This window comes from Pseudomonas sp. HY13-MNA-CIBAN-0226, from assembly GCF_040310305.1.
Classification (GTDB): domain Bacteria; phylum Pseudomonadota; class Gammaproteobacteria; order Pseudomonadales; family Pseudomonadaceae; genus Aquipseudomonas; species Aquipseudomonas gregormendelii.
Map to the genome: position 1 here is coordinate 61118 of NZ_JBEOPS010000028.1, position 12572 is coordinate 73689.

Sequence of the window (12572 nt, forward strand, 5' to 3'; positions counted from 1 at the left end):
CCTCGTTTCACTCGACAGCTCCTACAGGGCGCAGCAGCCGGCATGGGATCCTCTCCAGACTTTGCAAAAAAATGGTTCAGCGCTCGCGGCTGGAAGCCGTTCGCTTTTCAAAAGCAGGTCTGGGCCGCCGTCAAGCAAGGCCAGTCGGGACTGTTGCACGCCAGTACCGGCGCCGGCAAAACCTACGCCGTCTGGTTTGGCGCACTCAACCGCTACGCCAGCACCCTCTCCCCGGTCGAAACCCTGCGCAAGCGCAAACCTGTAGCCGAACCCTTGACCGTCCTGTGGATTACCCCGATGCGCGCATTGGCGGCGGACACCGCGCGAGCATTGGAGGGGCCTCTGCAGGACCTGCAGATACCCTGGAGCGTCGGCCTGCGAACCGGTGACACCAGCAGCAGCGAACGGGCCAGGCAAAGCAGGCGGCTGCCCACCACGCTGATCACCACCCCGGAAAGCCTCACTCTGCTGCTGGCCCGGGCCGACGCGCAAAGCGCCTTGTCGACCTTGCGCATGATTGTGGTGGATGAATGGCACGAACTGCTCGGTAACAAGCGCGGAGTGCAGTTGCAACTGGCCCTCGCCCGCCTGCGCCGCTGGCAACCCGACCTGGTGGTCTGGGGCGTGTCCGCCACCTTGGGTAATCAGGCCCACGCCGAGCAAGTGCTGATCCCTCAAGGCGGCGGCATTAGCGTGCAGGGTCAAAGCGGCAAAGAACTGCGAGTCGATTCACTGCGCCCTCGCGCCATCGAACGCTTTCCCTGGGCCGGGCATATTGGCCTGAAAATGCTGCCGCAGGTGGTCGCCGAACTCGAGTCCAGCCCCAGCACCCTGGTGTTCACCAATACCCGCGCGCAATCGGAAATCTGGTATCAGGCGCTGCTGGAGGCTCGGCCGGACTGGGCCGGGATCATTGCGCTGCATCACAGTTCACTGTCCCGCGATACCCGGGACTGGGTTGAACGGGCCCTCAAGGATGGGCAGCTCAAAGCCGTGGTCTGCACCTCCAGTCTCGACCTGGGGGTGGATTTCCTGCCGGTGGAAAGGGTGCTGCAAATCGGCTCGGCCAAAGGCGTCGCGCGGCTGATGCAGCGGGCAGGCCGCTCCGGCCACGCGCCGGGGCGGGTGTCACGAGTGACACTGGTACCGACTCACAGCCTTGAATTGATCGAGGCAATTGCGGCGCAAGACGCCGTAGCGCAGCGGCGCATCGAGCCTCGGGAATCGCCGCACAAGCCGCTGGATGTGCTGGTGCAACATCTGGTCAGCATGGCGTTGGGAGGTGGTTTCATACCCGAGGAATTGTACGAAGAAGTACGCGGTGCCTGGGCCTATCGCGACCTCAGCCCGGCGGACTGGGTGTGGGCGCTGGCTTTCGTACGTCACGGCGGGCTGTCTCTGACGGCCTATCCGGATTATCGCCGGGTCGAACCGGATGAGCATGGCGTGTGGCGGGTACCCGACGCGCGCTTGGCGCGACGCCATCGCATGAGCATTGGCACCATCGTCAGCGATGCGAGCATCCAGCTGAAGTTCTGGAGCAAGGGCGGTGGCGGCAAGCAACTGGGCAGTGTCGAAGAGGGATTCATAGCCCGGCTCAAGCCCGGCGACGGCTTCCTGTTCGCCGGGCGCTTGCTGGAGCTGGTGCGGGTGGAAAACATGACCGCCTACGTCAAGCGCAGCACGGCGAAAAAAGCCGCGGTGCCGCGCTGGAATGGCGGACGCATGCCGCTCTCCAATGAACTGGCCACGGCGGTGGTTGCGCGTTTCAGCGCAGCCGCGTCAGGCGAGTTCATCGGGCCGGAAATGAAAGCGTTGCGCCCCTTGCTGGAAGTGCAGCAACAGTGGTCCGGGTTGCCAACGGATAAAAGCCTGCTGGCCGAAGCCCTGAAATCCCGCGAGGGCTGGCACCTGTTTCTCTACCCATTTGCTGGACGCCAGGTGCACCTGGGCCTGGCCAGCCTGCTGGCGTGGCGGGTCAGTCAACGCCTGGCGGTTACGTTCTCCATTGCGGTGAATGATTACGGGCTGGAGTTGCTGAGCGCCACCCATGTGGACTGGTCTGAGCATCTCGACCCGGCGCTGCTCAGTCCTGAGCGCTTGATGGCTGATGTGCTTGCCAGCCTGAATGCGGGCGAGCTGGCCTTGCGCCGTTTTCGCGAGATTGCGCGCATCGCCGGCCTGGTGTTTGCCGGTTATCCCGGCGCGCCGAAAAGTACCCGGCAGGTACAGGCCTCCAGCGGCCTGTTTTTCGAAGTCTTCAAGCAATACGATGCTGACAACCTGCTGCTGGCCCAGGCAGGGGAAGAAGTGTTGCGCGAGGAACTGGATATACGGCGCCTGGAAGAGACACTTGAACGAATCGGCCGACTCAGGCTCGACCTGCACCCGATCAAACGTCCTACACCGCTGGCCTTCCCACTGCTGGTGGAGCGCATGCGCGAAAGCATGAGCTCGGAAAAACTTGCCGACCGCATCCGCCGCATGGTCAGCGACCTGGAAACGACTGCAGAGAAAGGGAAAGCCTGATGAGTACACCCTACCCCGTCCGGCTCGCGGGTGAAGAGCTGTGGCTGCTACCGGAAAAAGCCATCTACTGGCCAGCGCAACAGGCATTGCTGGTGGCCGATGTGCACTTTGGCAAGGCTGCCGCGTATCGGCGCCTGGGTCAGCCCGTGCCTCAGGGCACTACCACGCAGAACATCCGTGTGCTGGACGCGCTGCTGGCGCGACTGGCGTGTCGGCAACTCATTTTCCTGGGTGACTTCCTGCACGGCCCTGGCTCCCACGCACCGGCTACTTTGAGCGCCCTGGCGCAGTGGCGTGCGCGGCACATCGACCTGCCAATGACATTGATCCGCGGCAATCACGACAAGCGCGCCGGCGACCCGCCCACCTCACTGAACATTCGCGTAGTGCCGGAGCCAATGTTGCTCGGGCCCTTTACGCTGCAACATGAGCCTGACCCGCACCCCGACCGGCACGTGCTGGCCGGTCACGTCCATCCGGTGTATCGGCTTCAGGGTCGCGGGCGACAAAGCTTGCGCCTGGCGTGCTTCAGGCTTGCAGAGGCTGTCAGCCTGCTACCTGCCTTCGGCGCATTTACCGGCGGGTACCAGGTCGAGCGGGATGACAGTTGCAGATTGTTCGTGATTGGCGACAACGAGATATGGCCGGTGTAGGAGCTCTCGCTCCCACACAGCAATGGCCGGCGCATCATGCAACAGGCGCTGGAGGCGGCTCATCCGGCAAGGTGGGCTCGCCAGGTTCGGTCGGTTGTTCGTTGGGGGTATCAGGATCAGGCTGGCCGGGGATGCCCCCGGCCATGCTGAGTGGCGGGTGCGCCAGCAGTGACCAGGCCAAAACGCCAACCTGATTGGGCTCAAGCCTTGCCAGTTCGGCACTTATTTGCGGATCGATCTTCATAGAGCACTCCTGAGCAGTGGCCCGGTTCACTGTGCGCGAACCGGGCAGTACACCCAATAGAGTGTGTTCCCGCCGAAGAATTCCCACGACCCGTCAGATGGATGACTCAGGTGCGCGGCAGGGTAACGCCGCGCTGGCCCTGATACTTGCCGCCACGGTCCTTGTAGGACACTTCGCACTCTTCGTCGGATTCGAAGAAAAGCATCTGTGCGACACCTTCATTGGCGTAGATTTTTGCCGGCAGCGTGGTGGTGTTGGAGAATTCCAGGGTCACATGGCCTTCCCACTCCGGCTCGAGCGGCGTCACGTTGACGATGATGCCGCAACGGGCGTAGGTGCTTTTACCCAGGCATATGGTCAGCACGTTGCGCGGTATGCGGAAAAATTCCACGGTGCGGGCCAGTGCGAACGAATTGGGCGGAATGATGCAGACATCGCTCTGGACGTCGACAAAGCTCTTCTCATCGAAGTTTTTCGGATCGACGGTTGCCGAGTTGATGTTGGTGAACACTTTGAATTCATCGGCGCAGCGCACGTCGTAGCCGTAGCTCGACACACCGTAGGAAATCAGGCGCTCGGCACCTTCACCGCGCATCTGGCGCTCAACGAAGGGCTCGATCATGCCGTGCTCTTGCGCCATGCGGCGAATCCACTTGTCCGATTTGATGCTCATGGCGGGTGTCCTGAATAGCGAGGTGGAGAAAATCTGTCCGGCATCTTACCGGGGGCGGGTCGCCGGTTCAAAGAGCGCAATTAAATTCTCCCGCGCGCGCCCCCCGAATTTCCGGGCCCTCACTGTATTTTGATGCACCGTCAGTCACGAAATAAGAGAAACCTTCGCAAGAAGCATTGGCACATTCCAGAAAAAGGGTTAAGGTGGCGCCACTGTGCTGCTTGTGTCACTGAGAATCTCTACACGATATGTTGAATTTCGATCCAACCATCTACAAGAATTTTTCCTGCTCTTTGCACTCAGTCTCGGCCAGGGTTCTTCCTGCGTCGCAGTTATCTTTGTTCAAGGAGTTACACCATGTCTAATCGCCAAACCGGTACCGTTAAGTGGTTCAACGATGAAAAAGGCTTCGGCTTCATCACTCCACAATCCGGTGACGACCTGTTCGTTCACTTCAAAGCTATCCAATCCGACGGCTTCAAAAGCCTGAAAGAAGGCCAACAGGTCTCTTTCATCGCTACCCGCGGTCAGAAAGGCATGCAAGCTGAAGAAGTTCAAGTTATCTAACTTGTACTTGCTTTAGTAAAAAGCCCCGCCCTCAAAAGCGGGGCTTTTTTGTGCCTGTGTGTTTTTGCCAGGCAAAGAAGATCGTCCTATCGGACGATCTTTTGATCTTGAGCTTAAGCGCTTATTACCAGGCCACACCGAACCCAGCGGTATAACGGGTCTTCTCCAAATCAGCATCATCAGTACCACTGATGACATCTCGCTCAGCCTTCAGGTTAAGCGAAGCCCAATCGGTTACCTTGTAACGCAACCCCACTTCGGTATCCAGCGCGTAATCCGCAACGCCTGACAATGGCTTGCCCACCTCGCCGTTGGTGAAGAACTCGACCTTCTTGCCAATCAGGTAGCGGTTGTAGTCCCACTTCATGGCCAGGGAATAGAAGTTTTCCTTGCCACCGTCCGCGTACTCATAATCCGTGCGGTTGACCAGTGATCCCAGCGAGAACGCGCCCAGCTCGTCATCCCAGAACTGATAACCAGGACCGGTACCGACGGTGCGCTGACGGGACAGGTCTTCGACCTTGTCGCGCTTATAGACAGCGCGACCTTGCCAGAACCATTTCTCGGTCAGGAACCGATCGAGGGAGTACTCACCGCGCCAGTTATCCGTGGTGACCACGTCGTCCTGGAATTCGCGGTTGTATTCGCCCTCCGCCGTATGCCGCCACTTGCCATGACGCGCACTGGTCTTGAAGTCGATATCGTAGTCATCGGTGTCTTTCTCGGCCCGCTGGTAGTCCAGCGCCATGTCGACATTGCCCTTCCATACCAGGTCCTCAACCACCGGCTTGGGCTTGAGGATCTGCTGGATACTGGCAAGCTCCACGGTCTTCGGCGCATCGCCATTGGCCAGCGTCACCTTGCCATCGTCTGCCGCATGCAGTGACTTGGCCTTTTCCCCGGTGTAAGCATCCTGCTTGACCAGTAACTCCTGATCGCTTTCCAGCGTCTTGACCTGTTTCCAGTCGATCGGGATCGCGCCGGCGTACTCGGTCTGGATCAACAGCTTGCCGCCGTCGAACAGGGTGATCTTGCCGCTCAGCTTGTCACCGTTCTTCAACCAGACGGTGTCGGCGAGCAAGGGTGTGGAAGCACTTAGTACAGCGAGGCACAGCAGGGATCTGGACACCATAAGCAAATACAGGCTCAAGTTTGCGAAAAAAAGTCGGCATTATCCTTACGAATAAGACCCTAGCAAGCACTGACACGACTATTTCTATTGAGTTCATTTCTCAATTGGCCATTCTCGACTTACTCTGGTGACCGTAAATACCTCGACCCGCAGGAATTGCGCACGTGACAGACCCGCTCAATGAAAACGACAGCGCTGCGCAAACCCGACGCACGGCGCTCTACATGACGCTGGCGCAGGTGCCGCCGGGCAAGGTCGTCAGTTATGGGCAGCTTGCCGAGCTGGCAGGACTGGGGCGCGCCGCTCGTTATGTCGGCCGAACCCTTAGCCAGCTTCCCGGTGACAGCAAATTACCGTGGCACCGGGTACTCGGCGCGGGCGGGCGCCTGAGCCTGCCAGCAGGCAGCGCTTGCGGGGATGAACAGCGCGCGCGATTGCGCGAGGAAGGCGTCAGCATCCTGAATAATCGTGTTGATATTCAGCGCCATGGCTGGCGCCCGGTAGAGCACAGCGGTTAGAGTGCGCGCTTTGTTTCCGTAATCTTGAGGCAGACTCCAGCCCATGCCCCGTAAAACCTGGCGCGCCGCGCTCGCCGCCTATGCCAGCCCTTCAACGCTCGTGCTGTTGCTGCTGGGTTTCGCCGCCGGCCTGCCGTACATGCTGGTGTTTTCAACACTTTCGGTCTGGCTGCGCGAAGCCGGTGTGGCTCGCGAAACCATTGGCTATGCAAGCCTGATCGGTTTGGCCTATGCCTTTAAATGGGTGTGGTCGCCGCTGCTCGACCAATGGCGCCTGCCATTGCTCGGCAAGCTGGGGCGTCGACGTTCCTGGCTGGTCCTTTCCCAGGCACTGGTCATTCTCGGCCTGATCGGGATGGGTTTCTGCGACCCGCAAAAACACCTGTCCTGGTTGATCGCGATCGCCGTGGTTGTGGCCTTCGCTTCGGCGACACAAGACATCGCGGTCGACGCCTATCGCCTGGAAATTGCCGACGACAGCCGCCAGGCTGCCCTCGCCGCCAGTTACATGTCCGGTTACCGTATTGCCGCATTGCTGGCCACGGCCGGCGCACTGTTCTTCGCCGAAGGCTTTGGCTCGACAGGCTTCAACTACCAGCATTCAGCCTGGGCCGGCACCTACATCCTGTTCGGCGCCCTGATGATCCCGGCGTTGCTGACCTCCTTCTTCATGCGTGAACCGCCGGTGCCCCTGCGCACGCAACTGCAGGCCGGGCGGTACTCCTTCGCGCATCAACTGGCTTCCGTGTTCGTACTGATCGTGTTGCTGGTGTCTGTGCCTGCCATGTTCACCCAGCTGTACAACACCGATTTCGCCAGCGTGCTGTTCGAAGGCCACAGCGTGCTCGACCTGCTGCTGGAAGACCGCGCGTTCCTGCGGGCCATTCTCTATACCACGCTGACCTTCATGTGCCTGTCGGCCATGGGTCGCCGCGGCCTGGCACCGGTGCTGACGCCGGTCAACGACTTCATCCTGCGCTACCGCTGGCAGGCGCTGCTGCTGCTGGGCCTGATCGCCACCTATCGAATGTCCGATACGGTCATGGGCGTGATGGCCAACGTGTTCTACATCGACCAGGGTTTTACCAAGGATCAGATCGCCAGCGTCAGCAAGATCTTCGGCCTGATCATGACGCTGGTGGGCGCCGGCATGGGCGGGTTGCTGATCGTGCGCTTCGGTATCCTGCCGATCCTGCTGATCGGCGGCATTGCTTCAGCCGGCACCAACCTGCTGTTCCTGATGCTCGCGGACATGGGCGCCAACCTGAACATGCTGATTGTCACCATTTCCCTGGACAACTTCAGTTCCGGGCTGGCGACTTCGGCGTTCGTCGCCTACCTGTCGAGCCTGACCAACCTCAAGTTCTCCGCCACCCAGTACGCCCTGCTGAGCTCGATCATGCTCCTGCTGCCACGCCTGATTGGCGGCTACTCAGGGGTCATGGTGGAGAAATTCGGTTACCACAACTTCTTCCTGATCACCGCGTTGCTGGGCGTCCCGACCCTGCTCCTGATCATGCTGCACTGGTATCAGGAAAGCCGCCGCGCAGGACCGACACCGGAACCGATTCCTGCACCTGCGGCCGAAGAACCCCTTTAGCTGGAAAGCGCGCAGGAGCGGGGTAATTCCCGCCCTGCCGCGACACCACCGACCGCACGCCTGTACGCCAGCAGATCTCGCCCGTACAATGCTCCGTCATTTCTCGTCATCAGCAACCGACAACGGCCAACCATGCGCACCAGTCAATTTTTGCTCGCCACACAGAAAGAAACGCCTTCCGACGCGGTCGTGATCAGCCATCAGCTGATGCTGCGCGCCGGCATGATCCGCAAACTCGCCTCGGGCCTGTACACCTGGCTGCCCATGGGCTTGCGAGTGATGCGCAAGGTTGAAGCGATCGTTCGCGAAGAAATGAACGCCGCCGGCTCTCTCGAAGTGTTGATGCCGAGCACGCAACCGGCTGAGCTGTGGCAGGAATCCGGGCGCTGGGAAGAATACGGCCCTGAATTGCTGCGCTTCAAGGATCGCCATGGTCGTGATTTCTGCGCCGGCCCGACCCACGAAGAGGTCATCACCGACCTGATGCGCAGCGAGTTGAGCAGCTACAAGCAGCTGCCGATCAACCTGTATCAGATCCAGACCAAATTCCGTGACGAGATCCGTCCACGCTTCGGCTTGATGCGCGGTCGCGAATTCATCATGAAGGACGCCTACTCGTTCCACGCGGACCAGGCTTCGCTGCAGGTCACTTACGACCGCATGCATCAGGCCTACTGCAACGTGTTCACCCGTCTGGGCCTGAAATTCCGCCCTGTGGAAGCCGACAACGGCTCCATCGGTGGTGCCGGCTCCCACGAGTTCCACGTACTGGCCGAATCCGGCGAAGACGATATCGCCTTCAGCAACGGTTCCGACTACGCCGCGAACATCGAAAAAGCCGAAGCCGTGCCCCGGGAAACCTCCCGCCCGGCGCCAACTGAAGAGCTGCGCCTGGTCGACACCCCGGACACCAAGACAATTGCCGCCCTGGTGGAAAAATTCAATCTGCCGATTGAGAAGACCATCAAGACCCTGATCGTGCGCGCCGAGGAAGAAGGCAAGCTGATCGCCCTGGTCATTCGTGGCGACCACGAACTCAACGAGATCAAGGCTGCCCAGCAACCTGGCGTGGCGAGCCCGTTGGTCATGGCTACCGACTCCGAACTGCGCGACGCCATTGGCGCCGGCGCTGGTTCGCTGGGCCCGCTGAACCTGTCGCTGCCTATCATCATCGACCGCTCGGTGGAGCTGATGAGCGACTTCGGCATTGGCGCCAACATCGACGACAAGCACTACTTCGGCGTGAACTGGGAACGCGACCTGCCGGTTCCGACCGTTGCCGACCTGCGTAATGCAGTGACCGGCGACCCAAGCCCGGACGGCAAAGGCACCCTGGAAATCAAGCGCGGCATCGAAGTCGGGCACATCTTTCAGCTGGGCAACAAGTACAGCAAAGCGATGAAGTGCGAAGTGCTGGGCGAGAACGGCAAGCCGGTCACCCTGGAAATGGGCTGCTACGGCATCGGCGTGTCCCGCGTGGTGGCTGCGGCCATCGAACAGAACAACGACGCCAACGGGATCATCTGGAGTGACACACTCGCTCCATTCCAGATCGCGCTGGTACCGCTGCGCTACGATAACGAACAGGTCCGCGAAGCCACCGACAAGCTGTACGCAGAATTGACGGCGGCCGGTTTCGAAGTGTTGCTGGACGACCGCGACAAGAAAACCAGCCCGGGCATCAAGTTTGCCGACATGGAGCTGATCGGCATTCCTCACCGGATCGTGGTCAGCGACCGCGGCCTCGCCGATGGCAACCTGGAATACAAGAGCCGCACCGAACCTGAAGCACAGGCATTGCCGGTCGCTGACGTGCTGCCCTTCCTCCAGGCCCGTATCCGCCGCTGACACCAGATAGAGAAGTCATGTTCAAGCGAAACACCTTAGGCCTCGGTGGTGCCGCCCTGTGCGGCACCCTGCTGGTCAGCGGTTGTGCCAATCAAATGTCACAACGCAGCGAGCACGAGGAACGTGTCGAGCGCAAATTGCTCGATCACAGCCTGCAGGTCGATGTCGGCGAGCCCAAGGTGCTTGAGCTGCCGCAACGCCGGGTGAAAATCCACGAGCAGAAGACCTTCGAAGTCACCGAGTTCGAGGTCACTCGCCATTACGACCGCTACACGCCCTACCAACCCTGGCGAGAGGCTTACGAAATTCCGCTGGGCGCCGTGGCTGTGGTAGCCGGCGTCGGCGCGAACGTGGTCAATGTGTTCGCCCTGGGCAATCTGCCGGACAGCGTGACCAAGGACTGGCTGAGCTACGGTTTCGCCGGGCTCAATCCGTTCATGAACGTGCAATCCCATGGTCGCGCTCAGCAGAACCTGGCGGGTATCGACGAAGTCCAGCTCGACAAGCGCACCGAGTACTCGAGCCTGCCATGGAGCGAGCGCCCGGTGCAGGTCAAGGCCGGCAAGGAGACGTTCGAGCTGACTACCGACAAGAATGGCGTGCTACGCCTGAACCTGCTGGACAGCCCGTTCGCTGAACATGACATCAATCATCTGACCCGCTTGCTGATCAGCGTCGCGGACGGCCAGGACGAGATACACGTCAATACGTCCCTGGCCGTCAGCAGTTCACTGCGCGGCAAACTGCTCGAAGCTCACGGACTGATCTACGACGACCTGGAAGACGACGAAGTAAGCCAGTGGGTGCACCGGGTCAAGCGCCTGTCGGAGCTGGGGCTGGAGGAAGAAGCCACTGAACTGGAACAGAGCCTGATCGAACTGACTCGCAATGATCCCGAGCTACAGACCGAATTCCTCAAGTCTTTGACCAAGGATGCCGGGCGGCTGGTGGCGGATCCGGGGCCGAATTCGAATTAAAGTCTCTTCAAAGATCGCAGCCTTCGGCAGCTCCTACCAGGGCGGCGCGCTTCCTGTAGGAGCTGCCGAAGGCTGCGATCTTTAGACCTTGAAAAACTACCGCTCAAACAACTCCATCTGCTCAAACCCACCCCGCATATCCTCAAGCCGCACCCCGACCCCCAACAACCGCACCGGCTTGCCGCCACGATTGAACGCCTGGGTCAGCAGCAGCTGATAACTCCCCAGATCCCGCCCTGCCCCGGCCTGCTCCAGCGTGGTCTGGGTGAAATCGTGGAATTTCACTTTGACGAACGGCTTGCCCGGCCGATAGCTGCTGTCGATCCGCGCCATGCGCCCGGCCAGCGTCTCCAGCAATTCGGGGAGCTTGTCCAGGCAACTCAGCAGGTCCGGCAAGTCCACGTCGTAGGTGTTTTCGACACTGATCGACTGACGCCGACTGTCATTGTGCACCAGGCGATCATCGATCCCACGGGCCAGGCTCCACAATCGCTCACCAAAACTGCCGAATTCGCGGACCAGCGCCAACTTTTCCCACTCACGTAAATGCGAGCAATCGACAATCCCAAGGCGCCCCAGCTTGTCCGCAGTCACCTTGCCCACCCCGTGCAATTTACTCACTGGCAAGCCACTGACAAAGTCCTCGACCTGATCCGGAGTGATGACAAACAGCCCGTTGGGTTTCTTCCAGTCACTGGCGATCTTGGCCAGGAACTTGTTGGGCGCCACGCCGGCCGAGACCGTGATGTGCAACTGGTTGGAGACCCGCCGGCGGATTTCCTGGGCGACCCGGGTCGCGCTGCCACCAAAATGCGAGCTGTCCGACACATCCAGATAGGCCTCATCCAGGGACAGTGGCTCGATCAGGTCGGTGTAGTCACGAAAGATCGTGTGAATTTCCTTCGAGGCTTCTCTATAGGCGTCCATGCGCGGCTTGACGATCGTCAGGTCCGGGCACAGCTTCAGCGCGTGCCCCGAGGACATGGCCGAGCGTACTCCATAGGCGCGCGCCTCATAGTTGCAGGTCGCGATCACCCCTCGCCGATCCGCTGAGCCGCCCACGGCAAGAGGTTTACCGGCCAGGCGCGGGTCGTCACGCATCTCGATGGCGGCGTAGAAGCAGTCACAATCGACGTGGATGATCTTTCGCTGGGTCATGTAGAAGCGACGTTCATTGTGCGAAAAAGGTTTTTAGCGAGTCAGATCAACAGTATCTCATCGACACCTGTATATAGCACCAGTAGTAGGCATGTTCTTTTTCAAGGGTCGGAAAAAAGATGAATTTGTTTTTTCAATCGAAAACCTACTACCAATAGAGCTGTAACCCTTGCCACGCCTGCGCTGCAGCCATTTCAGCCACCGAGGTTTTGCGCTAAGCGATTGAACAGGAAGAGTTTTCTTCGTGAATGGCGGTTGACAGCCCCGCCATCCTCTGTAGAATGCCGACACACAGACGCGGGATGGAGCAGTCTGGTAGCTCGTCGGGCTCATAACCCGAAGGTCGTCGGTTCAAATCCGGCTCCCGCAACCAAACATCAAAAAAGGCTACTCGAAAGAGTGGCCTTTTTTGTGCGCGTCAGTTTTGCATCCCTCGAAGATAAATGAGTCGGCGCACTCAGGCTGCGCAAAAAACATAAATCGTTCTGATTCCGAAACTTAGCGCTGAATCTCCCCTGCCCATCGCTGTTTTACGCTTATTTGGCTTGTTTGAGGATTAACGGTTGACACCCCGTCGTTCCTCTGTAGAATGCCGCCACACAGACGCGGGATGGAGCAGTCTGGTAGCTCGTCGGGCTCATAACCCGAAGGTCGTCGGTTCAAATCCGGCTCC

Annotated in this window: 11 protein-coding genes and 1 tRNA gene; 8 read left to right on the top strand and 4 right to left on the bottom strand. The window is 59.9% G+C overall.

Translation table 11 applies throughout. The annotated features are described in order from the left end of the window. Positions 1–42: 42 nt before the first annotated feature. Positions 43–2529, top strand: a complete 2487-nt coding sequence (locus AAEZ05_RS25695) for a ligase-associated DNA damage response DEXH box helicase (protein ID WP_350649432.1) — start codon at positions 43–45, stop codon at positions 2527–2529. Further along, entirely contained in the window at positions 2529–3182 is a 654-nt protein-coding gene (gene pdeM, locus AAEZ05_RS25700; RefSeq protein ID WP_350649434.1) for a ligase-associated DNA damage response endonuclease PdeM, read from the top strand. Before AAEZ05_RS25695 ends, pdeM begins: the two co-directional genes overlap by 1 nt. Positions 3183–3216: 34 nt before the next feature. Here pdeM and AAEZ05_RS25705 read toward each other — a convergent pair whose 3' ends face one another. Next, positions 3217–3426 (bottom strand): hypothetical protein, encoded by a 210-nt coding sequence (locus AAEZ05_RS25705; protein WP_045061094.1) that lies wholly within the window; start codon positions 3424–3426, stop codon positions 3217–3219. Between the two features lie 106 nt (positions 3427–3532). Then, entirely contained in the window at positions 3533–4099 is a 567-nt protein-coding gene (gene dcd / locus AAEZ05_RS25710; RefSeq protein ID WP_045061095.1) for a dCTP deaminase, read from the bottom strand. A gap of 357 nt (positions 4100–4456) precedes the next feature. Between dcd and AAEZ05_RS25715 the strand changes: the two genes are divergently transcribed. Beyond that, the gene (locus AAEZ05_RS25715) at positions 4457–4666 is read left to right on the top strand and encodes a cold-shock protein (protein WP_002554837.1); all 210 of its coding nucleotides are present in this window, start codon (positions 4457–4459) and stop codon (positions 4664–4666) included. Positions 4667–4790: 124 nt separating this feature from the next. Here AAEZ05_RS25715 and AAEZ05_RS25720 read toward each other — a convergent pair whose 3' ends face one another. Continuing rightward, complete coding sequence (locus AAEZ05_RS25720; protein ID WP_045061096.1) at positions 4791–5798, bottom strand: DUF481 domain-containing protein; 1008 nt, start codon at positions 5796–5798, stop codon at positions 4791–4793. 224 nt (positions 5799–6022) lie between these two features. Here AAEZ05_RS25720 and AAEZ05_RS25725 point away from each other — a divergent pair, with 224 nt between their 5' ends. From AAEZ05_RS25725 to AAEZ05_RS25740, 4 genes are all read left to right on the top strand, one after another. Further along, positions 6023–6316 carry an MGMT family protein gene (locus AAEZ05_RS25725; RefSeq protein ID WP_236695876.1) on the top strand — a complete coding sequence of 98 codons (294 nt, stop codon included), beginning with the start codon at positions 6023–6025 and terminating at the stop codon, positions 6314–6316. A 43-nt stretch (positions 6317–6359) separates the two neighbouring features. Beyond that, positions 6360–7916 carry an AmpG family muropeptide MFS transporter gene (locus tag AAEZ05_RS25730; RefSeq protein WP_045061098.1) on the top strand — a complete coding sequence of 519 codons (1557 nt, stop codon included), beginning with the start codon at positions 6360–6362 and terminating at the stop codon, positions 7914–7916. A gap of 132 nt (positions 7917–8048) precedes the next feature. After that, positions 8049–9764, top strand: a complete 1716-nt coding sequence (locus AAEZ05_RS25735) for a proline--tRNA ligase (protein ID WP_350649436.1) — start codon at positions 8049–8051, stop codon at positions 9762–9764. Positions 9765–9781: 17 nt separating this feature from the next. Next, positions 9782–10741, top strand: coding sequence for a hypothetical protein (locus tag AAEZ05_RS25740; RefSeq protein WP_350649438.1), 960 nt, complete (start codon positions 9782–9784; stop codon positions 10739–10741). Positions 10742–10837: 96 nt separating this feature from the next. On the opposite strand, the gene dinB is transcribed toward AAEZ05_RS25740, so the two are convergent. Further along, on the bottom strand, positions 10838–11899 hold the full coding sequence (gene dinB / locus AAEZ05_RS25745; RefSeq protein WP_350649440.1) for a DNA polymerase IV: 1062 nt from the start codon (positions 11897–11899) through the stop codon (positions 10838–10840). A 296-nt stretch (positions 11900–12195) separates the two neighbouring features. Between dinB and AAEZ05_RS25750 the strand changes: the two genes are divergently transcribed. Further along, positions 12196–12272, top strand: a tRNA-Met gene (locus tag AAEZ05_RS25750). Positions 12273–12572: the final 300 nt, after the last annotated feature.